The organism is Acidovorax sp. Root217, assembly GCF_001428645.1.
Taxonomy (GTDB): Bacteria; Pseudomonadota; Gammaproteobacteria; order Burkholderiales; family Burkholderiaceae_C; genus Acidovorax.
In genome coordinates this window covers 349796-374426 of the sequence record NZ_LMIH01000005.1, presented here as the reverse complement: position 1 = coordinate 374426, position 24631 = coordinate 349796, and the positions used below count along the sequence as shown (strand labels likewise).

At 65.3% G+C, this 24631-nt stretch carries 20 protein-coding genes; all 20 read right to left on the bottom strand.

The genetic code is table 11. From position 1 onward, the window contains the following. Positions 1 to 114: 114 nt before the first annotated feature. Positions 115 to 891, bottom strand: coding sequence for an enoyl-CoA hydratase (locus ASE31_RS03260; RefSeq protein WP_057200246.1), 777 nt, complete (start codon positions 889 to 891; stop codon positions 115 to 117). Positions 892 to 980: 89 nt separating this feature from the next. Further along, positions 981 to 1862 carry an acyl-CoA thioesterase II gene (locus tag ASE31_RS03255; protein WP_255357664.1) on the bottom strand — a complete coding sequence of 294 codons (882 nt, stop codon included), beginning with the start codon at positions 1860 to 1862 and terminating at the stop codon, positions 981 to 983. A 27-nt stretch (positions 1863 to 1889) separates the two neighbouring features. Beyond that, positions 1890 to 2774, bottom strand: coding sequence for an alpha/beta fold hydrolase (locus ASE31_RS03250; protein ID WP_057200079.1), 885 nt, complete (start codon positions 2772 to 2774; stop codon positions 1890 to 1892). Between the two features lie 200 nt (positions 2775 to 2974). Continuing rightward, entirely contained in the window at positions 2975 to 4174 is a 1200-nt protein-coding gene (locus ASE31_RS03245) for an acetyl-CoA C-acyltransferase (RefSeq protein WP_057200078.1), read from the bottom strand. A gap of 15 nt (positions 4175 to 4189) precedes the next feature. Continuing rightward, entirely contained in the window at positions 4190 to 4708 is a 519-nt protein-coding gene (locus ASE31_RS03240; protein WP_057200077.1) for a DUF4442 domain-containing protein, read from the bottom strand. An 18-nt stretch (positions 4709 to 4726) separates the two neighbouring features. Next, positions 4727 to 7147 carry a 3-hydroxyacyl-CoA dehydrogenase/enoyl-CoA hydratase family protein gene (locus ASE31_RS03235; protein ID WP_057200076.1) on the bottom strand — a complete coding sequence of 807 codons (2421 nt, stop codon included), beginning with the start codon at positions 7145 to 7147 and terminating at the stop codon, positions 4727 to 4729. 90 nt (positions 7148 to 7237) lie between these two features. Continuing rightward, positions 7238 to 7678 (bottom strand): DUF2147 domain-containing protein, encoded by a 441-nt coding sequence (locus tag ASE31_RS03230; RefSeq protein WP_057200075.1) that lies wholly within the window; start codon positions 7676 to 7678, stop codon positions 7238 to 7240. Between the two features lie 47 nt (positions 7679 to 7725). Next, a complete protein-coding gene (locus ASE31_RS03225) occupies positions 7726 to 9522 on the bottom strand; it encodes an acyl-CoA dehydrogenase C-terminal domain-containing protein (protein WP_057200074.1) in 1797 nt (598 codons plus the stop codon). 5 nt (positions 9523 to 9527) lie between these two features. Then, complete coding sequence (locus tag ASE31_RS03220; protein WP_057200073.1) at positions 9528 to 10262, bottom strand: TetR/AcrR family transcriptional regulator; 735 nt, start codon at positions 10260 to 10262, stop codon at positions 9528 to 9530. A gap of 136 nt (positions 10263 to 10398) precedes the next feature. Next, on the bottom strand, positions 10399 to 11067 hold the full coding sequence (slmA, locus tag ASE31_RS03215) for a nucleoid occlusion factor SlmA (RefSeq protein ID WP_057200072.1): 669 nt from the start codon (positions 11065 to 11067) through the stop codon (positions 10399 to 10401). Positions 11068 to 11245: 178 nt separating this feature from the next. Continuing rightward, positions 11246 to 12697, bottom strand: coding sequence for a sensor histidine kinase (locus tag ASE31_RS03210; protein WP_057200071.1), 1452 nt, complete (start codon positions 12695 to 12697; stop codon positions 11246 to 11248). A 69-nt stretch (positions 12698 to 12766) separates the two neighbouring features. Next, positions 12767 to 13459 carry a response regulator transcription factor gene (locus ASE31_RS03205; RefSeq protein ID WP_057200070.1) on the bottom strand — a complete coding sequence of 231 codons (693 nt, stop codon included), beginning with the start codon at positions 13457 to 13459 and terminating at the stop codon, positions 12767 to 12769. 16 nt (positions 13460 to 13475) lie between these two features. Continuing rightward, positions 13476 to 14366, bottom strand: coding sequence for an acetylglutamate kinase (argB, locus tag ASE31_RS03200; protein ID WP_057200069.1), 891 nt, complete (start codon positions 14364 to 14366; stop codon positions 13476 to 13478). A 164-nt stretch (positions 14367 to 14530) separates the two neighbouring features. After that, on the bottom strand, positions 14531 to 15631 hold the full coding sequence (locus ASE31_RS03195) for a glycosyltransferase (protein ID WP_057200068.1): 1101 nt from the start codon (positions 15629 to 15631) through the stop codon (positions 14531 to 14533). A gap of 196 nt (positions 15632 to 15827) precedes the next feature. Then, positions 15828 to 17213 (bottom strand): TolC family outer membrane protein, encoded by a 1386-nt coding sequence (locus ASE31_RS03190; RefSeq protein ID WP_057200067.1) that lies wholly within the window; start codon positions 17211 to 17213, stop codon positions 15828 to 15830. A 4-nt stretch (positions 17214 to 17217) separates the two neighbouring features. Beyond that, positions 17218 to 18576 (bottom strand): HlyD family type I secretion periplasmic adaptor subunit, encoded by a 1359-nt coding sequence (locus ASE31_RS03185; RefSeq protein ID WP_057200066.1) that lies wholly within the window; start codon positions 18574 to 18576, stop codon positions 17218 to 17220. Positions 18577 to 18634: 58 nt separating this feature from the next. Further along, positions 18635 to 20383, bottom strand: a complete 1749-nt coding sequence (locus ASE31_RS03180; RefSeq protein ID WP_057200065.1) for a type I secretion system permease/ATPase — start codon at positions 20381 to 20383, stop codon at positions 18635 to 18637. Positions 20384 to 20404: 21 nt separating this feature from the next. Then, on the bottom strand, positions 20405 to 22165 hold the full coding sequence (locus tag ASE31_RS03175; protein ID WP_057200064.1) for a type I secretion system permease/ATPase: 1761 nt from the start codon (positions 22163 to 22165) through the stop codon (positions 20405 to 20407). Beyond that, complete coding sequence (locus ASE31_RS03170) at positions 22162 to 22770, bottom strand: hypothetical protein (RefSeq protein ID WP_057200063.1); 609 nt, start codon at positions 22768 to 22770, stop codon at positions 22162 to 22164. Before ASE31_RS03170 ends, ASE31_RS03175 begins: the two co-directional genes overlap by 4 nt. Positions 22771 to 22934: 164 nt before the next feature. After that, on the bottom strand, positions 22935 to 24251 hold the full coding sequence (locus ASE31_RS03165; protein WP_057200062.1) for a M12 family metallo-peptidase: 1317 nt from the start codon (positions 24249 to 24251) through the stop codon (positions 22935 to 22937). Positions 24252 to 24631: the final 380 nt, after the last annotated feature.

The window sequence follows — 24631 nt, the reverse complement described above, 5'->3', positions numbered from 1 at the left end:
TCTTTGGCGAAGCAAAGAACAAGTACCTCGGCCGCCGGGCCGAGACCCGGCCTCCGCCCTCAATCAAGGCAGGCAGCAACCATTAGCTCAACAAACGCGAGGCAGAATCAGGGATCAAACCTTGCTGAAATCCGGCTTGCGCTTCTCCATGAACGCCGAAAACGCCTCGCGCGCAGCAGGCTCGCGCAGCATGCGCCCAAAGCTCGCGCCCTCTTCCGCCATGCGCTCCAGCACCGGCTGAATCTGCCCCATCTTCATCAACCGCTTGGTCTCGATCAACGCAGACAAGGGCTTCGCAGCCAGCTTCTTCGCCTGCGCCTGCGCGATGCCATTGCACTCCGTCGGCGGCACCACGCGGTTCACCAGCCCCACTTCCAGCGCAGCCTCGGCCATGAAGGGCTCGCCCAGCAGCAAGGCCTCTGCGGCACGGTGGTACCCCATCATCTGCGGCACCAGCAGACTCGACGCCGCCTCGGGGCACAGGCCCAGGTTCACGAAGGGCATGGAGAACGCCGCGTTGTCACCCGCGTAGACCAGGTCGCAATGGAACAGCATCGTCGTGCCGATGCCCACCGCCGGGCCGCATACGGATGCGATGACGGGCTTGGGAAACGCGGCAATGCCATGAAGGAAGCGGAACACGGGCGAATCCTGCGTGGCCGGTGGCTGCTGCAAGAAGTCGCCGATGTCGTTGCCGGCGCTGAAGATCGCCACATCGCCCTGGAACACCACCACGCGCACGGCAGCATCCGCTTCGGCCGCAACCAGTGCATCGGCCATGGCCGCGTACATGGTGGTGGTGATGGAGTTCTTCTTGTCCACCCGGTTGAAGGTGATGGTGGTGACACCGGCTTCGGTGTGGACGAGGATGTCTTGGGTGGAGGCGGTCATGGCTGGAATCTCGGGGTTCGGGGTGAGTGGGGCATCGAAGGGCAGATGCGGTGGGCGCAGGATACTGGGTGCTGCCTCGCATCCATCCATCATTCCTTGTAATAAACGATCTGGTGGCTCGTGGCCAGCATGGTGCCGGCCTCGTTCCACAACTGGGCGGTCTGGTCGAAGAAGCCGTTGCGGAACTCCTGGCCGCGCGCCTGGCCCAGCAGGTGGCCGGTGCCGGTGGCTTGCAATTGCTCCGCACTGGCGTGGAAATACACGGTGATGGACACCGTGCCCGCCGGCACGCGGCGCGCGCGGCGCAGCCAGACGCGCGGGTAGAACACATCGGCCAGGGCTGCGAGCGACAGAAAATCCAGCGGCCGTGGTGGCGCATCGCGCATCCACAACTGCGTGGTGCTGTGGTCTCCGCTGCCATCCCAGGTGTTGGGGATGGGACCTTTCAACGGGCGCATTTCATAGCGGTTGATCCACTCCACCCCTTGCCGGGCAATGGGCGCCAGCTCGCCGGGCGGTGTCACCTCGGGCATGGGCAGGTCCCCCACGCTCCAGGTCTCGCGGCGCACAGCCGTCACCGCCGTGCCGGTGGTGGTCACCACCAGCGCACCCTCGGCATCGGCCTGCAGGATGGACAGTGTCCAGTGCTGGGTGGAGCGGTTGGTGCGCACGGGCACGGCCTGGATGGTGAAGGCGCCCTCCACCAAGGCCCCCGCGTAGTTGACGGTGAGCGACAGCGGATCGCCCAGCCGGTCCGGGTGCAAAAGGATGGCATTCAGCAGGCTGGCCGCCGTGATGCCGCCAAACGGACCGACCATGTTCCAGTAACCGGGGTGGGTCTGCCCCTGGTACCGCCCCAGGGCACCAGCGCTGGTGGACAGCTGCAGCGCTTCGTCGAGCGGGTGGCGGTGTTGGTCGGCGGGTGTTGCCGAAGCGTGGTCGCTGACGTGCGGGGTCTTGGTGCTGGTCATGCGCTGAGTGTGCCGCGAATTACGGGACTACACCGTCGTGCCGGTGACTGTGGCCGCACCCAGCCCCGCCAGCAAGGCCGCCGCCGCGCGCGGCCACAGGCTGCTGCTGAACTGGTCGCGAAAGAAACCGAAATGCCCGATGCGGCGCACCTGCAGATCCGCAGGGGTGATGCTCTCGACCCGGCGCTCGGTGTTGGCATACAGGTTGACCAGGTTGTGCGTGCCGCGCAGCGTCATGAGTTCGTCGTCGCTCATCGACAGGGCCAGCACCGGAAAGCGCACGGCCCCGTAGCTCTGTGCCACGGCAGCCCCTTCGGCCCCCACACTGTAGGCCGGGTTCAGGCACCAGCGGCGCCATTGCAGGATCACGCCGGCCGGCAGGTCGCCGACCTTCTTGAGCGTGCGCCCCGGAAAATAACCGCACAGCCGCGTGGCCAGCGGCACCAGCACCCACCAGAAATACGGAACGATGCGCTTGAGCTGCGGCGCATTGTCGCGCCAGTACCCACTGCCCGCCGCCACGCTGAGCAGCCCATCGACCTGCGCCGGGTTGCGCAACAGCCCCGGCAACTGTGCACCCAGGCTGTGCCCCAGCAGGTACAGCGGCGACGCAGGCAGCGCCGCCTTGGCAGCCGAAATCACGGCCTCGTAGTCCTGCGCCCAGTCGAACAGATCCGCCTTCACGGCCCGCATAGGACCCTGCAGCGAATCCCCATGCCCCCGGTAGTCGAACGTGGTGACCCGAAACCCCTGCTGCGCCAACCAGCGCGCAAACGCTTCATAAAACGCCTGCCGCACCCCCATGGCCCCGCCAATCACGACGCTGGCGCGAGCGGCAACACCGCCCTCGGGCTCGTACACGCGCAGCGCCAACGGCACCCCGCCAACCACCTGCAAAGTCTGCTTGTCCATGTCCGTCTCCTGTGAAGACCGATCTGCGCCGGTTCAATGGAAAACACTTCAAACAATCCCGCTCTTCAAACCCCGCCCTCAAGGGCGTAGCGAGCGGGATGAGCTGCTAGGCGGACGGAGCGGAGCCACCGGAACGTACTGGAGGTACGTGAGGATGGCGAGCACCGCCCAACGACGCAGATCGCCCGCTCGGTAGCCAGTTAAACAGCCTCGAAGATGCCGGCGGCGCCTTGTCCCATGCCTACGCACATCGTGACCATTCCGTACTTGAGCTTGTTGCGCTTGAGCGCATGCACCACCGTGGCCGAGCGGATCGCCCCCGTCGCCCCCAGCGGATGCCCCAGCGCAATCGCGCCGCCCATCGGATTGACCTTGGAGGCATCGAGCCCCAGCGTGTTCATCACCGCCAGCGACTGCGCCGCAAAGGCTTCGTTCAGTTCGAACCAGTCGATGTCCTCGTGCTTGAGGCCGGCGTAGCGCAGCGCCGCAGGAATCGCCTCGATCGGGCCGATGCCCATGATGTGCGGCGGCACGCCCTTGGCGGCATAGCTCACGAAGCGCGCCAGCGGCGTCAGGCCGAAGCGCTTGACGGCGGCCTCGCTGGCCAGGATCAGCGCACCGGCGCCGTCGCTGGTCTGCGAGCTGTTGCCGGCCGTGACGGAGCCGCGCGCGGCGAACACCGTCTTCAACTTGGCCAGGCCTTCGAGCGTGGTGTCGGGGCGTGCGCCTTCGTCCAGGCTCACGGTGCGGCTCTTGGCGATCGACTCGCCGGTTTCCAGGTTGGCCGTGCGGTCAGTCACTTCGATGGGTGTGATCTCGTCGGCAAAGTAGCCGGCCTTCTGCGCGGCCAGGGCCTTCAGGTGCGACTGCAGCGCGAATTCGTCCTGCGCGTCGCGGCTGACCTTCCACTGCTGGGCGACCTTTTCGGCCGTGAGGCCCATGCCGTAGGCAATGCCCACGTCGCCTTCGCGCTCGAAGATCGAGGGCGACAGCGAGGGCGAGTTGCCCATCATGGGCACCATGCTCATGCTTTCCACGCCGGCGGCGATCATCACGTCGGCCTCGCCCACGCGGATGCGGTCTGCCGCCATCTGCACGGCCGACAGGCCCGATGCGCAAAAGCGGTTGACGGTGATGCCGCCCACGCTGGTGGGCAGGCCGGCCAGCACGGCGCCGATGCGCGCGACGTTCAGCCCCTGCTGGGCTTCGGGGATCGCGCAGCCGCAGATGATGTCCTCGATGGCCTTGGGATCGAGGCCGGGCACTGCGGCCAGCGCTGCCTTGAGCGTGGTCGCCAGCAGGTCGTCAGGCCGGGTGTTGCGGAAGAAGCCGCGGTGCGAACGCCCGATGGGCGTGCGCGTGGCAGCAACGATGTAGGCTTCCTGGACTTGTTTGGCCATGGTGGTGAAACTCCTTCAATTCTTGGCTGGGCGGCTGGAGGGAATCCAGGCCCAGGTAAATGCACATTCGACCGGCTCGGCGCCGGCCTCATCGGTCACGGTGACGGTGACCTGGACCTCGCCCTTGTCACTGGCCTGCATGGCGGCGCGCTGCTCGGCGCTGAGCACGGCCACGGCCTTGAGGCCGCCCGTGGCGCGCTTGCGAAAGGCCATGCTGAGCTCCTTGGCCAGCGGGATGCAGTCGTCGCGCACGTTCATGCCCACGACCATGCCGGTGGCCGTCTCGGCCAGCAGGTTCATGGCCGAGGCGTGCACGCCACCGATGTGGTTCTGCACCCGGTGATCGTTGGCCAGGTGCACCTCGACCCGTTCGGACGTGAGCGACACGAACTTCACCCCGGCCGTTCCCGTGAAGGGAACGGCGCGGCGCAGGATGATGTTCTGCACGAAGCCGCGCATGAAGGCCGGGGCTTCGTCCAGCCGCATCAGCGAGCGCTGCAGCTTGTTCGGCGGGCGGGTGGTGGTCTCGCTCATCGTGGCTGGCCTGGTCAATCAGTTGCGCACGGGCTTGCCGGTGGACAGCATCCCGAGGATGCGCTCCTGCGTCTTGGGGTGCTCGATGAGCGCGCAGAACGCCTTGCGCTCCAGCGTCATCAGGTACTCCTCGCTCACCAGGGTGCCGGCATCCACGTCACCGCCGCAGACCACTTCGGCGATCAGGCCGGCGATATGGAAGTCGTGCTGGCTGATGAAGCCGCCGTCGCGCATGTTGACCAGCGAGCCCTTGATGGTGGCGATGCCGCTGCGGCCGACCACCGGGAACAAGCGCTTGGCGGGCGCACGCCAGCCGCCCTTGGCCAGGGACTTGGCCTCGTTGATGGCCACGAACAGCAACTCATCCTTGTGCGGCACGATCACGTCGCTGTCGAGCAGGTAGCCGAGCTTGCGCGATTCGAGCGCGCTGGTGCCCACCTTGGCCATGGCCGCAGCGGTGAAGCCTTCGGTCAGGAAGGGCAGGATGTCCTTGCCCGTGGAGGTGGCCGCGTTCTCGGCCGCGCGGCGGGCGATGTAGGTCAGGCCGCCGGCGCCGGGCACCAGGCCCACGCCGACCTCGACCAGGCCGATGTAGCTTTCCATGTGCACCACACGGCGGGCCGAGTGCACGGCCAGCTCGCAGCCACCGCCCAGTGCCAGGCCGCGCACGGCAGCGACCACAGGCACGTTGGCATAGCGGATGCGCAGCATGGTGTTCTGCAGCTCGGCCTCTGCCCCCTCGATGGCGCTCACGCCCGCCACCATGAAGGCGGGCAGCATGGCCTGCAGGTCGGCTCCGGCGCTGAAGGGCTCGTCGCCCGACCAGATCACCACGCCTTCGTAGTCCTTCTCAGCGATGTCCACGGCCTGGGCCAGGCCTTCGGCCACGTCGGGGCTGATGGCGTGCATCTTGGTCTTGATGCTGGCGATCACGATGCCGGTGCCAGGGGCGCGGTCAGCGCCCTCCAGCGTCCACAGGCGAATCGCATCGTCCTCGTGCAGCGTGGTGCCGGCGGTGGCGAAGTCGGGCAGCGCCTCGCCGAGCAGCTTCTCGGGGAAGTGCTGGCGCTCGTACACGGGCAGCGCACGGCGCGCGATGAACTTCTGCGCCGATGCGCTCCACGAGCCCTGTGCGGTGTGCACGCCACCGGCCTCGGCCACGGGGCCCTTGAACACCCACTCGGGCAGCGGCGCCTTGGACAGCGCCTTGCCGGCGTCGATGTCTTCCTGGATCATCTTCGCCACGTCGAGCCAGCCGGCTTCCTGCCAGAGCTCGAAGGGGCCTTGCTTCATGCCGAAGCCCCAGCGCATGGCCTGGTCTACGTCGCGCGCGTTGTCGGCAATGGTGCCGAGATGCACCGCTGCATAGTGAAAGCTGTTGCGCAGGATGGCCCAAAGGAACTGGCCCTGTGCGCCCTCGGCGTTGCGCAGCAGGCGCAGGCGCTCGGCGGCGGGCTTCCTGAGCATGCGGCCGTACACCTCGTCGGCCTTCTGGCCGCCGGGCACGTACTCTTCGCTCTCCAGGTCAAAGCGCAGCACGTCGCGCCCGACCTTCTTGTAGAAGCCGGCCTTGGCCTTCTGGCCCAGGTTGCCCAGTTCGAGCAGCTTCTTGAGCACAGCGGGCGTACCGAAGCTGGCGTAGAACGGGTCGCTCTTGTCGTCCAGGTTGTCCTGCAGCGTCTTGATGACGTGGGCCATGGTGTCGAGGCCCACCACGTCAGCGGTGCGGAAGGTGCCGCTCGACGCGCGGCCGAGCTTCTTGCCCGTGAGGTCGTCTACCACGTCATAGGTCAGGCCGAAGTTCTCGACTTCCTTCATGGTCGCCAGCATGCCGGCAATGCCCACGCGGTTGGCCACGAAGTTGGGCGTGTCGTGGGCGCGCACCACGCCCTTGCCCAGGCCGCTGGTGACGAAGGCTTCGAGCTGGTCGAGCACTTCGGGCGAGGTCGTGGGCGTGTTGATCAGCTCCACCAGCACCATGTAGCGCGGCGGGTTGAAGAAGTGGATGCCGCAAAAGCGTGGCTTGATGCTTTCGGGCAGGGCCTCGGAAAGCTTGGTGATAGACAGGCCCGAGGTGTTCGATGCCACGATGGCATGCGGCGCGACGAAGGGCGCAATCTTCTTGTACAGGTCGAGCTTCCAGTCCATGCGCTCAGCAATGGCCTCGATGATGAGGTCGCAGTCGCGCAGTTGCTCCAGGTGCTCTTCGTAGTTGGCCTGGCCGATCAGCGCGGCGTCGTCCGCCACGCCCAGGGGCGAGGGCTTGAGCTTCTTGAGGCCTTCGACGGCACGGGTGACGATGCCGTTCTTCGGGCCTTCCTTGGCCGGCAGGTCGAACAGCACCACGGGCACCTTGACGTTGACCAGGTGCGCAGCGATCTGCGCGCCCATCACGCCCGCGCCCAGCACGGCGACTTTCTTCACTTGGAATCTTGACATCGGTATTTCTCCTGGGGGGCGGCAGCGTCGTGGCGCCTCCGTTGTTGCACACGCCGGCAGGGGCCGGTGCGTGCGGTTGTCTTTCTTTGCTTACTGGACCCGCACCCAGGTCTGCGTGCGGCCAAAGGGGCCGATGGAGCCGCGCACCTCGAGCTTCTTGCCGCCCTCGATGGGTGCCATGCGCAGCGTGTAGTTGCGGCCGTTCTCTGGGTCGAGAATCTTGCCGCCCTCCCACACGTCCTTGCCATCGGCCTTCTTGGCGCCGCGGATGAGCTCCAGGCCCAGCAGCGGCTTGCCCTTGCGGTCATCGCTGCACTCCGCGCACACCTCGTCGGGCTTGGCGTCCTTGGCCAGGCGCTTTTCCAGCACGCCGGTCAGGGCACCGCCACCCGCGTCGCGGATGCGGATCTCGGCCTTGGCCTCGCCGGTCTTGTCGTCAACGTTGCGCCACAGGCCTTCGGGCGTCATCTGCGCCCAGGCCGGTGCCGCGAGGGCGACGAACGCAAGGGCGGCTGTTGCTGCTTTGTACATGGACGCTGCTCCGTAGTTCAAGAGGTCGGGATCCGAAGGCCAGCGACTCAAGCCAGGGCCAGGTCGGTGTCCATCAGCACCTTGCTGCCGGCGCGGGCCGTGCGCATCAACGTCGCCGTCTCGGGGAAGAGCTTGGCGAAGTAAAAGCGTGCTGTCTGCAGCTTGGCCTGGTAGAACGGGTCGGTGTTGCCGGCAGCGATCTCACGCAGGGCGACCTGGGCCATGCGGGCGAACAGGTAGCCGAACACCAGATGGCCAGCCACGCGCAGGTAGTCCACAGCGGCAGCACCCACTTCGTCGGGGTTCTGCAGGCCCTTGAAGCCGATCTCGGTGGTGAACTTGGTCATCTGGTCGGCCAGATAGGCGACGGGGTTGATGAACTCGGCCATCTTCTCGTTCACGCCTTCTTCCTCGACCAGCTTGCCCACCAGCTTGCCGAACTTCTTGAGCGAGGCGCCGTTGTTGCCCAGGATCTTTCGGCCCAGCAGGTCCAGCGACTGGATGGTGTTGGTGCCTTCATAGATCATGTTGATGCGGTTGTCGCGCACATACTGCTCCATGCCCCATTCCTTGATGAAGCCATGGCCGCCGAAGACCTGCATGCACGCATTGGTGGCAATGTGGCCGTTGTCGGTGATGAAGGCCTTGACGATGGGCGTGAGCAGGGCCACGAGCTCCTCGGAGTCCTTGCGCACCTTCTCGTCGGCGTGGCCGTGGGCCTTGTCCAGCAGCAGCGTGCAGAAGATCTGCAGCGCGCGGCCGCCTTCGGCATAGGCCTTGGCCGTGAGCAGCATCTTGCGCACGTCGGGGTGCACGATGATCGGATCGGCATCCTTGTCCTTGGCCTTGGTGCCCGACAGGCTGCGCATCTGGATGCGGTCCTTGGCGTAGGCCAGGGCGTTCTGGTAGGCCACTTCGGTCAGGCCCAGCGACTGGTTGCCCACGCCCAGGCGGGCGGCGTTCATCATCACGAACATGGCGGCCAGGCCCTTGTTGGGCTGACCCACCAGGGTGCCGATGGCGCCGTCGATGGCGATCTGCGCGGTGGCGTTGCCATGGATGCCCATCTTGTGCTCCAGGCCGGTGCAGAAGATCGGGTTGCGCTCGCCCAGCGAGCCATCGGCATTGATGTTGAACTTGGGCACCACGAACAGGCTGATGCCCTTGCTGCCCTTGGGCGCATCGGGCAGGCGTGCCAGCACCAGGTGGACGATGTTTGCGGCCATGTCGTGCTCGCCGGCCGAGATGAAGATCTTGTTGCCGGTGATCTTGTAGCTGCCGTCGGCCAGGGGTTCGGCCTTGGTGCGCAGCAGGCCCAGGTCGGTACCGCAGTGGGGTTCGGTCAGGCACATGGTGCCGGTCCACTCGCCGCTGGTGAGCTTGGGCAGGTACAGGGCCTTTTGCGCGTCGGTGCCGTGCGCGTGCAGTGCCTCATAGGCGCCGTGCGACAGGCCGGGGTACATGGTCCAGGCCTGGTTGGCCGAGTTCATCATCTCGTACAGGCACTGGTTGAGCACGAACGGCAGGCCCTGGCCGCTGTAGGCGGGGTCGCAGGAAAGAGCCGCCCAGCCGCCTTCGACGTACTTGGCGTAGGCGTCCTTGAAGCCCGTAGGGGTCTTCACCTCATGCGTGGCCTTGTCCAGCACGCAGCCTTCGGTGTCACCGCTGATGTTGAGCGGGAAGATGACCTCGGCAGCGAACTTGCCGGCTTCTTCGATCACGGCATTGATGGTGTCCACATCCACCTCGGCATGGGCCGGCAGGGCCTTCAGTTCGTCGCTGACCTTGAGCACTTCGTGCATGACGAATTGCATGTCGCGCAGGGGCGGCGTATAGCTGGGCATGGGGGTTACTCCTTGGATATGGTGGTTTGGTTGGAAACTTTGCGGCGTGCCGCAGCGGGTGCTGCGGCCACAGGTGCGGATGCCTGCGCGCTGTAGCGCGACAGGATGTTGCGAAAGCCCGTGACGGAGCGCGCCATGGAGCCGGGGGTTCGCAGAAAGCGCGCCTCGTAGTGCAGCGCGAGGATCAGACCGTGAATCTCGAAGAGCATCTGCTCTTCATTGGTGTCAGGGCGCAGCTCGCCGCACTCCTTGCACTGCTCGATGGCCCGGCGCATGGCGGCCAGCCAGGTGAGGACCGAGCTGGCCAGCGCGTCGCGCACGGGGCCGTTGCGGTCATCGAATTCGACCGCGCCACTGATGTAGATGCAGCCTGAATCGATCTCGATCGAGGTGCGCTTCATCCAGTTGTCGAACAATGCACTCAGGCGGCCCACGCCGCGCGGCGCCGACATGGCGGGGTAGAACACTTCCTGCTCGAAGCGCGTGTGGTATTCGCGGATGACGGAGATTTGCAACTCCTCGCGCGAGCCGAAGTGGGCAAACACGCCCGACTTGCTCATGCCCGTCACGTCGGCAAGTGCGCCAATCGACAGGCCTTCAAGCCCGATGTGCGTGGCCAGACCCAGCGCCGCCTCGACGATGACCGCCTTGGTATGCTGGCCTTTTTGCAGGGCGCGCCCCGTACCGCTGCGGGCGCGGGGGATGCGGGTGACCGCAGGAGAGTCGGAGGTGGCGGGCATGCGTGCAAATAAAAACGAACGTTCGTACTATTCTGCAGCAAATTCGCCCCACCGCCAAAAGCCTCTCCAAAAATAGGGAGACCGCACCAAAACTCTGTTGCACCGCAGCGACCTGCGGGCGCTGCGCCAATGGCGCTTACTTCTGGATCATCAGCGCCAGGCTGGCGTCGAGGTGTTCGGTGGGCAGGCGGCGAAAGCCCGAGCGCGCATAGCGCTGCAGGCGCCCCAGCGCAAACGCGGTGAGCACGCTGGCGGCCACTTGGGCGTCGACCGTGGGCGTGGCGGATGCTGCGCTGGCCGGCCGCAGGCACTGGCGCAGCGTGGACTCGATGCGGTCGAAGAACTGGTTCATGCGCTGCTGCAGGCGCTCGTGCTCGAACACCAGCGCATCGCCCACCATCACACGCACCATGCCCGGATTGCGCTCGCCGAACTGCAAAATCACCGCGACGATGCGGGCCGTCTGGCGCAGGCCCACTTCGGCCGGCTGGTCCGGATCGGGCACGTCGCGACCCGTGATCTGCTGCACGAGTGTGAACACGGACTGCTCGATGAAATCGATCAGCCCTTCGAACATCTGCGCCTTGCTGGCGAAATGCCGGTACAGCGCGGCCTCGCTGACGGAAAGCCGTGCCGCCAGTGCGGCGGTGGTGATGCGCTCCGCCCCCGGCTGCTCCAGCATGGTGGCCAGCATTTGCAGGATCTGTACTCGGCGCTCGCCGGGCTTGGGCCGCTTGCGCGTGGCAGGGCTGTCCTCTGCATCGGCGGTGCTGGCTGGCTCGGGAGGCGTGAAAAGATCGGACATGCGCAAAGAGGAAGTGAGTACGCCCCGGGGCTGGCAGCCCCAGAGCCCTGGGGCCTGTGGTCCCCACCACCTGGAACGCATGCCGGGGTAACAGCATGCCCAGTCTGCGGCAGGGCGTAAATCATGTATGGAAATGATTCTCGCACAGCCCCTGGGGAGCCCCAGGCCAGCAGCCCCGCTAGAGCGGAAACACCACAGTCACCACCAGACCACGGCCTTGCGCGCCGGTGCTCAGGGTCAGCGACGCGCGGTGTACGCGGGCAATCTCGTCGGCAATCGCCAGGCCCAGGCCCGTGCCCTCCCCCACCGTGCCCGGCACCCGGTAAAAACGCTGCATCACCCGGGTGCGCTCGGCATCGGGCACGCCGGGGCCATCGTCTTCCACCTGCAAAAAAACACGCGGCGGTCCGCTCTTGCCCTGGCGCATACCGCAGCGGATGGTAACGATGCCCGAGGGCGGGGTGTACTTGATGGCGTTGTCCACCAGGTTCGACAGCAACTCGCGCAGCAGCCAGCCGTGACCCGTGACGTGCACGGGTTGCACCTCCAGGCCCAGGTCCAGGCCCTTGCCGGTGGCGGGGTCGAGAAAGGTTTCGAGCAGGGTCTCGCACAGGTCCTTGAGGTCCACGCGCTGCGGCTGCTGGGCATCGAGGCTGCGCGCATCGGCGCGCGACAGGGCGAGCAACTGGTGCGCCAGCTGCGAGGTGCGGCGCGTGGCGTTGCGCAGCTTCTCGATCTGGTCCACGCCCAGCACGATGGCGCCCTGGGTACGGCCGTCGGTTGACACGGGGCCCTTCTTGTCCAGGCCAGTCGATGGCTGCCGCTGGGGCGCAGCCGCCTTGGCCATCATGGCCCAGGCCTCGACCTGGGCCTGCAGGCCTGCGAGCGGCGTGCGCAGCTGGTGTGCGGCGTCGGCCACAAAGCGGCGCTGCCCCTCGGCCTGGGCATTGACCAGGGCGAACAGGCGGTTGAGCGAGTGCACGAGCGGCCGCACCTCGGACGGCGAGGAGGCTTCGTCGATGGGACTCAGGTCGCGCGGCGAGCGGTGCTCCACGGCTTCGGCCAGGTCCACCAGCGGCTTGAAGGCCTGGCGCACAGCCCAGTGGATGGCCAGCGCGGCGGCGGCCACCAGCACCAGGTTGGGCAGCAGCACGCGCAGCAGCAGTTGCTGGGCCCATTGCTGGCGCGGGTCGGAACCATCGGCCAGGGCCACCACCATCTCGCCGGCCCCCGTGCGCCCGCGCTGCACGGCCACGCGGTAGGTCACGCCGCCGTACTCCATGCTGTGGAACTCGGGTGCCTGGGTGGTGGGCACGGCACTGTGCACCCAGTCGTCGCCCAGCAGCAGCTTGCCCGAAGGGTCGCGCACGCTGTAGCCCGAGAAGCCAGCGTTCTGGCGCAGAAAGTCCTCCAGCGGCGGGGCCAGCAGCAGCAGGGGCGGATCGTTGTCGCGAATGGCCGGGGCCAGCACCGAATCGGACAGGGCGGGCAACAGGCGCAGCAGGCGCTGGTCGTGCTGGCCGGCGGCCTCGTCCGCCGAGCGGTAGTCCAGCCAGACGCCGATGGTCGCCAGCGCGCACAGGGGCAGCACCAGCAGCAGTAGCAAGCGGTTGCGCAGGTCCGAGGTCATGGCACGCAGCCCGGGCCGTCGCGCAGGAGGGATCCGGGGTTCCATGGTCGGGGCTGTGAAAGAAGGGGTTCAGCCGGCCTGGAGTTCGAGCCGGTAACCGAACCCCCGGATGGAGCGCAGCGCCACGCCATGCGGCTCCAGCTTGCCACGCAGGCGGGAGACATACACCTCGACCGCGTTGGGCGTGATCTCCTTGTCCCAGCCGGTGAGCGCCTGCAGCAGCTTGTCCTTGCTGGCGGGCTTGGGCGCATTGATGAGCAGGTACTCCAGCACCGTCCATTCGCGCGGACCGAGTTCGATCACCTGCTCACCGGTATCGGAGCGGATGCTGGCGCGCCGGCCTGCCGTATCGAGCTCCAGGGGCCCGAAGCTGAGCACGGCGGTGGTGGCAGCCTGCGAGCGGCGCAGCAGGGCGCGCAGCCGCGCCAGCAGCTCGGGCAGTTCGAAGGGCTTGACCATGTAGTCATCGGCCCCCAGATCCAGCCCCTGCACCCGATCATGCAGGGCATCGCGCGCGGTGAGGATGAGCACGGGCATCGAAGGGCTGGCCATGTCCGGGCGGCGCAGGCGCCGCGTGAGTTCGAGCCCGTCCATGGCGGGCAGGCCGATGTCGATGATGGCCGCATCGAAGGATTCGACGCGCAGCACCTCTTCGGCGCGCTCGCCGCTGCCAACCCAGTCCACCGCGTAGCCGGCGTCGGACAGCCCCAGCTTGATGCCGCTGGCCACCATCACGTCGTCTTCGACCAGCAGCAGTCTCATGCCGTCACCAGAATCATCAATGGCTGCGGATCATCGTGCCGTAAGCCTGGTCGGTCAGGATTTCAAGCAGCATGGCATGGGGCACGCGGCCGTCGATGATGTGCACCGCATGCACGCCGGCCTTGGCCGCGTCCAGCGCGCCGGCGATCTTGGGCAGCATACCGCCGGAGATGGTGCCATCGGCAAACAGTGCGTCGATCTCGCGCGCTGTCAGGTCGGTGAGCAGCTTGCCCTGCTTGTCCAGCACACCGGGGGTGTTGGTCAGGAGCATCAGCTTCTCGGCCTGGAGCACGGTGGCCAGCTTGCTGGCCACCACGTCGGCATTGATGTTGTAGCTCTCGTTGTTCTCGCCGAAGCCGATGGGGCTGATCACGGGGATGAAGGCATCGTCCTGCAGCGCCTTGACCACGCTGGGGTCGATGGAGAGGATGTCGCCCACCTGGCCCACGTCATGCTCGATGCTCGGGTCTTTGGTATCGAGCAGCTTGAGCTTTTGCGCGCGGATCATGCCGCCATCGCGCCCGGTGAGGCCTACGGCCTTGCCGCCGGCCTGGTTGATCAGGCCCACGATGTCCTGCTGTACTTCGCCGGCCAGCACCCACTCCACCACTTCCATGGTTTCGGCATCGGTCACGCGCATGCCCTGGATGAACTCGCCCTTCTTGCCCAGGCGGTTCAGGGCCGTCTCGATCTGGGGACCGCCACCGTGGACCACCACAGGGTTCATGCCCACGAGCTTGAGCAGCACCACGTCTTCGGCGAAGTCGGCCTGCAGGGCCGGGTCGGTCATGGCGTTGCCGCCGTACTTGATGACAATGGTCTTGCCATGGAACTTGCGGATATAGGGCAGCGCCTGGGCCAGTATTTCAGCCTTGTCGCGGGGCGCAATCGAGAGAAGATCGGTCATGGGGGCGTGCCATCAAGAGAAAACGAGGATGCGCAAATTGTGCCGCATTCGCGGGCCGGTCTGGCAAGCAGTGCCTGCGCGCCGTCCAAGGAACTGGCGCGGCCCATGCCACACCCCTTGCAAAGCCCCCGGGGAAGACGCGAAGCGTCTCAGGGGCCAGCCGGCTATCTACGCAGCCAGTCAGGTACCTTGAAGCGCACGATGGCCAGATAGGCCACCACGTAGCTGATGACGAAAAGCCAGCAGAAACCCATCAGCACCAAGGTGTTGTTCCAGAACAGGATAGCGGGCACCACGGTGAGCAGCGTGAAGCCCCACAGATAGGGCGAGGTGCGGTTGTTGCGCATGAGCACGCGGCGCGACTCGTCGTCGTGGAACACCCCGCGCACGATGCGCCGGTAGATCAGTTGGTGGAAATGCAGGGCGTCGGCCACCCCGGGCGAAACGCCGCGAACCGCCTTGCGGTAGATCGAGAACACGGTCTCCCAAACCGGGTAGATCAAGAGCAGCATGGGGAACCAGGGAGAGACATCGGCATTGCGCTGTACCAGGGAGATACTGGCCAGGGCAATGACGACGCCCCATACATAGGCCCCGCCATCGCCGGCAAACAGCATGCCTCGCGGGTAGTTCCACACCAGGAAGCCCCCTGTGGCGGCGGCGGTTGTGACCAGTAGCGCCGCCAGGGAGCGGTCCCCGACCTGCAGGGCCACGTGCGCCAGGGCCAGGCAGACGATGATGGCGACCATGCCGGCCAGGCCGTTGTAACCGTCGATGATGTTGAAGGCATGGGGCAGGCCCGCCACGGCCAGCACCACGATGGCCAGGCCCAGCCAGGGGCAGGCCGATAGCAGCATGTCAACCCAGGGCAAACCGATGCGGGGAACGGAAAGATCCAGCAGGAAGATGGCCAGGAGCCCCGAGGCGCCGGTCAGCGCCAGGCGGTAGCGCACGGCCAGCCGCTGGGTCATGTCCTCGGCAATGCCGCCGAGCACGGCGGGCAAAAGCACCAGCAACCAGCTGCCAACCCACCAACCGAGCCGCAGGGAGCCGGGGTCGCCCAGGAAAGACTGCAGCATGCCCAGGCCCCAGGCGCTTGCCAGGCCCAGCAGCAAGGCTGCGCCCCCCAGGCGCGGTACGTCCCCCATGTGGAAACGCTGGGGCATGCCATTGCCATACGCAGATGCATGACCCCGCACCCAGCGTACGACGAACCCTGCAGCCATCGCCGCCACCAGAAAACCCACCACGGACAACCAGATCATGAGGCGCCAATCGTAACTGCAGGGACCGTGTCGTTGCGTAACCTCATGTACCCCGGCGTGCCGCCGGTCACACAATCCGTCCGGGCACCAGACAATAGAAATGCGTCTCGCTTCGGATGAGGCACGCCGCGAGGAACCCCTCCCACTTGCCAGCGACCACCGGCAAGAGAGGCATTTGCGGGGCTACGGCTGCGGGTCAGAGGGCCAGCCAGGCATTGATTTCCGATACGCTGGCCGCACGCTCGTCCCCCGCCAGAGATTGCAGGCGCAGGCGGGAGGCCACGTACAGATAGCGGGCCTGGGCCAGATCGCGCAGCGCTGTGGTCTTTTGCTGCTCGGCGTTCAGCACGTCGAGCGTGGTGCGGGCGCCGGCCTTGAACGACATCTGGTTGGACAGCACGGCCTGCTCGGCCGAGCGCACGGCCTGCTCCAGGGCACTGATGCGCAGTACGCCCTCGGTCATGCCGCGGAATTCGCGGTGCACCCGCACGCTCAGGTCCAGGCGCGTGGCCTCCAGCAGCTCACGGGCCCGCTCTGCACTGGCGACCGCCTGGCGCACCGTGGAGTTGACATAGCCACCGGAATAGATCGGAACGGTCAGTTGCAAGCCTACGGACTTGTTGTCATAGCGCGAATTCACGTTGGTCACGCTGTCGCTGCTGTTGCGCGACCACTGCGCCACCGCATCCAGTGTAGGCTTGTGCCCTGCCTTGGCCTTGTCGATCTCGAAGGTCGCTGCCTCCAGCCGCGCTCGCAGGGCCTTCACATCAGGGCTGGCCTGCTCGGCACGGGCAATCCAGTCTTCCACCAGGCTGGGGGTGGGCGCCCCTGGCGTGAAACGCGCCAGATCCAGCCGCGCTAGGGTTCCCAAGGGCTGCCCCGTGATGGTCTCCAGCTTGCGGCGGGTGAACTCCACGTTCTGCTGGACTTCGAGCTCCTGCGCATAGGTCAGGTCCAGCCGGGCCTGGGCCTCGTCGATGTCGGTGCGCGTGCCACTGCCTGCCGCAAAGCCCTTCTTGGCCGCATCGAGCTGGGTGGTGTAGGTGCTTTTCTGCGAGCTGACAAGAGCGAGTTGCTCCTCGGCCAGGAGGGCTTCGAAGTAGGCTTCGCCCACACGCACCACGAGACTCTGCTCGGCGCTTTCCAGCGTGGCATCTGCATCCTTCACCACCGCCTCGGCCTGCTTGACCAGCGCGCCGATGAACGGGCGGTACAGCGGCTGGCGAATGGTCAGCCCCTGGTTGCCGCTGTAGTACTTGTTATCTGTTGTGACCGGCTGACCCAGAATGTTCTGGGTTTCGCTGGTGAGGTCGTTCTTGTTGCGGCCCGCAGTGAAAGAAACGTTGGGCAGCCGCTGCGCTTTCGCCTGGGGCAATTGCTCGCGGTTGGCATCGGCCGCGGCACGGGAGGAGCGGATGGTCGCATCGTTGGCCAGCGCGGCTTCATAGGCCTGGCGCAGGTCGATGGACCAGGCGGGCGCTGCCGCCAGCAGCCCGGCCACGGCAGCGGCCATGCAGGTCAGGCGGGATGCATATCCGCGCCGGGCGCAGCCCGCAGGCAGGATGGCATATTGCAAAGTCATTGCATCACTCCTCGGTCATGGACGCCGCCAGCCGCTTGGTCAGCGGGTGCAGCAGATAGGTCAGCATCGAGCGTTCGCCGGTCTTGAAGATGACCTCCACGGGCATGCCCGGTTGCAGTTGGCGCGTACCCAGTTTCTTGAGGCCTTCGGGCGTCACCTGGATGCGCGCCAGGTAATAGCTGACATTGGTTTGCGGCTCGACCAGCAAATCGGCGGAGATGGACACCACTTTGCCCCCCACCACCAGCTGGGGCGAATGGGCAAAGGACGAGAACCGCACATCCACCGGCAACTCTGAACGCACGCGGTCAATCAGGTGCGGAGCCACATGCGCCTCCAGCAGCAGCGAGGCATCCTTGGGCACGATGTCCATGAGCTTTTGCCCCGGCGAAATAACGCCGCCCACAGTCTGGACAGCAAGGCCCACCACTTGGCCGGATGCAGGCGCCTTGATTTCGGTGCGCCCTAGGTCATCAGTGACAGCATGCAGTTTTTCGTTGTCCGACAGCACTTCGCGGCTGACCTCGGCCAACTGGGTTTCCACTTCTTTGCGGTACTCCTGCTGGCGTGACAGGGCGCGCTGGCGCAACTCGCCAATGGCACGGCGACCCCGGATCGTATTGCCCACCAGGTCGGCAATCGCGGTGCTGGAGTCCGCGACCATGCGCTCCATCTCCAACTGGCGGTTGCGTGGTGCATAGCCTTCCTTGACCAAACCACGCAAATTCCCCAGTTCCTCATTGAGCAGCGACAACTGGCTCTTGCGGCTGGCCAGCATGCCGTCATAGGCCTGCAGCAGACCCTCCTGGCCCTGGATGTTTTCTTCGATGGATTGCAGGTCAGAGCGCAGCAGGCTGCGCCGGGTCATGAACAACTGCTCCTGGTTCTGCATCTGCTGACGGATCAGCGGGTCCGATGCCGCAGCCTGCAGGTCGGCGTGATAGCTGATACTGGCAAGACCACCCTGCTCTGCCAGCAATCGCCCCTGCATCGCGCGCAGACCCAGGTAGCGCTGACGCACGGATTCGTAGTTGGCCTTTGCCACAGCCGAATCCAGACGGATCAGCAACTGCCCCTCCTTGACTTCATCACCTTCGCGCACCAGCACCTCCTTGACGATGCCGCCACTCAGGTGCTGCACCGCCTTGCGCTTTGTGTCGATGGCAACAATACCTGCGGCCGGAACGCCTTCGTCCAGAGGAGCAAAAGCGGCCCATAGCAGAAAGCCACCAAAGCCAATGGCCAGGGCCCACAGGCCCAATCGGCCCGGCCGAGAAGAGCCCCCGGGCGAATCCGTGGCCGCTTTGTCGGCGTCGAACGAAGCCTCCGGCTTTTTATTCAAAGGAAACAGTGATTTGACCATGTCAGTACCCGACAGAAAGAGGGTTCAATAAAACAGTGCGTGCCATCAGAGCGTGGGCTCAGGCGGTCGTGGGCTGCAGCCCGCCCGTGGCAGCGGCGGGCGGCGGCGATTGCGCAGCAGCCTGTGCTGCACGCAAGGCATTCAAAATTGCATCGCGCGGGCCGTCCGCCTGTACCTCGCCGTCCTGCAAGATCAGTAGGCGATCAGCAACTGCCAGAATCCCCGGCCTGTGGGTCACGAGGAACACCGTGCACCCCCGGGCCTTGAGTTGCTGCACGCTCTGCACCAGAGCTGCTTCACCCACGTCATCCAGATTGGCATTGGGTTCGTCCAGCACCACCAGCACAGGATTCCCATAGACAGCGCGGGCCAGGCCCACGCGCTGGCGCTGACCGCCCGAGAGCAGATTTCCGGCCTCACCAATGGGCGTGTCATACCCTTTGGGGAAACGCAGGATCATCTCGTGCAAACCCGTGCTGCGCGCTGCGGCAATGACCTTCTCGGGCTCGACCTTGCCGAAACGGGCGATGTTCTCGGCAATCGTGCCTTCGAACAGCTCGATATCCTGCGGCAAGTAGCCCAGATGGGGGCCCAGTTCATTGCGGTCCCAGCCATCAATGGGCAGCCCGTCGAGCAACATTTCGCCCGACACATCCGGCCAGATGCCCATGAGGCAACGCGCCAATGTGGATTTCCCGGAACCCGAGGGCCCAAGGACTACCGTCACCGTCCCGGCCTGCACGGAGGTGCTCACACCTTTGAGAATGGGCATGGGCCGGCCTGGAGCCGTTGCGACAACATCGCGCAGAGTCACCGAGCCCTGGGGAGCCACACGAGATAGTGCCGGGTCGCGCTCGGGATGGGCCTGCAGCAGCGACTCCAGCCGCTCGAAGGCCCCCTTTGCACCGATGAAGCCGCGCCAGGTTCCGACCAGCATGTCGATGGGAGCCAGCGCTCGGCTCATCAGCACGTTGGCCGCGATCATCCCACCTGGGGACAGCTGGCCATCGATCACCAGAAGCGCACCGAGACCCAGCGCCAGGGACTGCTGGCTGTAGCGGATGAATTTGCTCCAGGCACTGATCCGGTGCGACAGCGCCTGAGCCTTGCCATGCAGCTCCAGCGCCTTGTCATGCCGGGCCTTCCAATGGGGACGCAGGTTGTGCACCATGCCCATCGACTCCAGCGCTTCTGCATTGCGCAGCTTGCTTTGCAGATACATGCCCGATTCTGCGGTCGCCTTGGACGCGGCTTCCGATGGCGCGACGGTGTGGCGGTGGCCAAACCATGCCAGGGCGCCCTGGATCGCGGCGAAGACCAGCGCCGCATAGCCCAGCACAGGATGCAGGAAGAACAACACGGCCAGATAAATGGGCGCCCAGGGAATGTCGAAAAACGCCAGGATGCCATTGCCCGTGAGGAACTGGCGGATCTGAATGAGGTCGCTGAATGCCCGTGCAACGGAAGCCCCGGTCTGGCCGAGGCGTGCCTCGAAGCTGGCATTGAAGACGCGCGTGCCAAGCACTCCATCCAGCCGCACCCCTGCATGCACCAGAACGCGAGAGCGCATCCATTCGGCAAAGGCCATCACCAGGAACAGGAACAGCGTGATCAGCGACATCACAATCAGCGTCAGGTCGCTGCGACTTGCCATGACACGGTCAAAAATCTGGAGCATGTACATCGTGGGCGCCAGCATGAGCAGGTTGGCCACCATGCTGAAGATGCCGACCACAATGAACTCCTGCCGAAAGGACCACAAGACCTCAGCCAGCTCGCTGCGGTGGAAAAAACCCGTTTTCTTCATGAATGTGAACTCGCGTGGGTATCAGGATGCAGCCAGTGCAGGTGCTGCTGGAACAGGTTGTGCTGCAGGCGCCTGGGCTTCGGCCTGCGCCTGCTGCGCGGCCTTGTTCAGCGCCGCCAGCACCTCATCGCGGGGGCCGAAGACCTGCTGGGTGCCATCGCGCAGCACCAGCAACTTGTCGACCACGGCCAGGACACTCATGCGGTGGGTCATGATGACAAAGGTAGTGCCGCGGGCCTTGGCCGCCGCGATGGCATGGTTCAGCGCGGCATCTCCTTGCTCGTCCAGGCTGGAGTTGGGTTCATCGAGCACGACAAATACGGGATCCCCATACAGCGCCCGAGCCAGGCCCACACGCTGCCGTTGACCACCCGAAAGCCTTGCCCCATCCGGCCCTACTGGGTTGTCATATCCGTGCGGCAGGGACAGAATGAATTCGTGCAGGCCGACACCGCGTGCAGCGGCTTCCACCTTGGCCATGTCCACCTCGCCGAACCGGGCGATGTTCTCCGCCAGCGTACCCTCGAAGAGCTCCACGCCCTGTGGCAGGTACCCCATATAAGGGCCCAGTTCCGCCTTGGCCCAGGTATAAACGTCGGCACCATCGAGGCGCACCTTGCCGCCGGCGGCAGGCCACAAGCCGACCAGCAGACGAGCCAGTGTGGTTTTTCCCGAGGCGGAGGGGCCGACCACGGCGAGCGCCTCACCAGGAGTCAGTGCGAACCCCACACCCCGAAGAATGTGGCCGGCAGAGTTGGGAGCCGAAGCGATGAGTTGCTCCACCTGCAGCACGCCGCGCGGCGCGGGCAGGGCCATCCCCTGCATTGGCGCAGGCAGCGCGGTCAGCAATTGGTCCAGTCGCATCCATGCATCCCGCACGTTTACCACTGACTGCCACTGCGCGACCACCTGGACCAGCGGGGCGAGCATGCGCCCCCCGAGAATGGATGCAACGATCATCATCCCCGCACCGCCGTTGAGTTCATTGCGCAACAGCAACCAGCACCCAAGCCCGAGCAGCAGCGAGCCCAGGATGTTCTGCACCAGCTTGGAGAGGGCCTGAAATCCGCCAGCGCGCTCGGAGGCCAGTGCCTGCAGCCGCAGAAAGTCGCGCTGCCTGTTCAGCCAGCGCTTGTGCGTGTCGCGCAGCATGCCCATGGATTCGATCACCTCGGCATTGCGCAAGGCGCCATCGGCATACTGCTGGGCAGCGATGGAGCTGCCATTGGCCTGCATCAGCGGCGGCTTGGTGGCGCGCTCGTTGAACCACGCTACCGCCACCTGCACCACGCCGAACACCAGCGAAGTCCAGCCCAGCACGGGACTGATCATGAAAAGCAGCACCGCCATCACGAGTGCAATGGGCGCCTCCATTGCGGCCAGAAGCGCCGGCGAGTACAGAAAGTCCCGCACGGAACGGAAGTCATTGAGCGGCTGCTGCGAGCCACCCGGCAGGCGACGCAGGCTCGCATCGAATATCACGCCAAAGATCCGATTGCTCAGCGAGTGATCCAGCTCGACGCTCGCGGCTCGCATGACTTCGCTGCGCGCCCACTCCAGCACCTCCATCAACACATAGGCACCGAGCACAATCAAGGTCAGCATCACCAAGGTAGTATGGTTGCGCGTGTTCACCACGCGGTCATACACCTCCAGCATGTAGCCCGAGGGTGCCAGGATCAAAAGGCTGGAGAAGACGCTGAACCAGCCGGCGCGGACAAAATAAGGTCGCAAGGACGAGATGGCTTGGCGCAGTTCAGAAGGAGGGGCGTTGGGTTTCATACTGTCTCTTGGACCATGATGTATTCAGGAATTTCGCCGTCAGGCATGGGCGTGTCCGGCCGGGTGTCCTTGCCGTCGGGCTCATCTCCCAGCAGAAACGACAGCTCGTAGACGCCATCGGCTCGTCTGGACAGCACAATCTCACGCAGCTTCTTTTCATGGAAGCTCGCTTCGTCCTCCGTGCGCAGCGCCAGCTGAAAGCGCATGCGACCGTCCAGGGTGAACATCGACAGCTGCCCCGCCTTGACGCTCAAGGTGTGGCGGTCAAAGTACACAGGACAGGTATCTGCAAATTGCAGCAGAGGCAGGGGTTTGTCCCCCAGGCGCGAAAGATTGAATGGGCTGGCGGGGTGCTGAAAAATCAGGCGCCCGGTGCGGGACACCGAATAGATGGCGTTGCACACCATCTGTGAGCCCATCTCAGGAAACTGCTCTCGCAACGGCCGGTAGGTCAGGTGGTGTAAGGCCACCCTGTTCCACACCCTGGTCTGCCGAACGACAGGCGCAATGGCATTGCAGACCTTGGCAAACCCCATCTGCAACGCACGCAGCCGCTCCACCTGTTCAGGCGTCGCTTCGAGCGGAATGCGCAGTAGGGAATTCATATAGGAAACGGAGTGTACCAGTTCCTATATGAATTTTTTACCGCAAGCGAAGGCACCTTCTCGTCGGAGTGATTTGAATCACAGTCAGCGCAAGATGGAGCCCAGGCACACGCCACCCTGGGCGGAGAAAAACCCAGCGTCAGGGCATCTGGCGACCGGCGTGGTCAGACGTAGTCGAGCCCCCGTGTGCTCAGCCCCACCAGGTCGATATGGGTCGCATTGATGTCCAGGTTGGCCACTGCCACCGTGAACGAGGCATTGGTGTAGGTACCCGATCTGATCAGGCCGGCCAGCGACTGCACCGTGGCGGCGTCGGCCGACGCCCCCACCACGTTGCCGAACAGCAGTACCACCACCTGCTCCGGCGTTGCCGAAGCACCCAGCACCGCATTCAGGCCCAGTTGCGCCAGTTGCAGCTGCGACGTGCCCGAATCCACCACACCGAGCACCGCCCCCACAAGTTCGCGGCTGCCCAACCCTGCCGGACCGACCAGCGCCCCCAGCAGGCGCGCCGTCGTGCCCGCCGCGCCATCCAGGTCCAGCGCCACCGAGCGGTCCGAAAAGCGCACGCGCTCGATCTGCACCAAGGTGTCCGTACCATCGCGGCCCGCAGTGCCATCCACCAGTTGCCAGCCACCATCCTTGCGGGTGAGCGAGTAGCCGCTGCGCGCGCCGTGGGCCACCAAGGTGTCTACACCTCCCGCACCGTTGAATGTCTCGCTGGCCTGCGTGCTGGTAAGCACGTCCGGCCCCGCAGTACCACTGGGCTGGCTGGCGAAGTTCAGCGTCGGGCCGTTCGTGGAATTCATGCCCCAGGTCCCGCCCAGGCCATCGCGCCCGTAGATCCAGTCCAGCGCCAGTAGATCAAATGCCTGGAACGTGGTCTTGTAGGGGCCAGCACGTGTGTACGACATGACGGTGTTGTTGGTGTTGTCCTGCGCCGATGGCAACGGCCGCGAGGAGTCGAACGGGTGCGCCAGCCCCAGCGCATGCCCTACCTCGTGCAGCAGCACCTCGTAGCCGGCACCGCCCGCCGTGGGCTGGTTGTTGATGCCGGCATGCTCCACGTTGTCCAGGTACACCACCGACTCCGCATTCAGCTGGGTCAGCGTCTGGCTGCCGTTGTAGCTGTAGTTGTAGAACGTCGATGCCAATCCCGCCGTCGATGCCCCCGGGATATTCGTCGCAACAAAATGGAGGTCCGCCTGGGCCGAGCTGCCCACCTCGGTGAACACGATGCCCGTGACCGCCGCCGCATGCTGCAGTATCTGCCGGGTGGCCTGCTGCTGCGCTGTGTTGAATGCCGTGATCGGACGCCCCGCATCGGAAGCCGCCACGCTGCCGGGGCTTGCGTCAAACGTGTAGTAAAGCACCTTGCGGCCATCGGGGAAGAAGTTCCACGGCGACGGGTTGTCCAGCAGGGCATCGGCCTGCGGGTTGCCGGAGTACACGATGCGCTGGAGATCGGAGACGTTGGCCATGGCAGGGCTTTCTTGCGTGTGGTCATCTCCTTCCAAAACCGCCCCAGCCCGCCGTGAAGCAGGCAGCAAGTCAGTGTGAAAAGGCAGGATCTGGCCGCAGGGTGAATCGCTGCACCACTGTATCACCGGTGCCCACACGCCGTTGATACAGAAAACCAATGATCACCATCCGGTGGTGCAGCGAAGTTATCACCCACCGGAGTGCAGACCACCAAAGCAAACGCCGCCCATCCGCAAGGCGGATGGGCGGCGTGAATGCGGTTTTCGGTGCCTTACTTGCCTGCGGGCTTGTCGGCAGAAGGCTTGCCCGGCTGCGGCACAGCCTGGCGAAACAGGTTCTCCAGATCTGCGCGTACCTTTTGGGGGTCCAGACCGGAGGG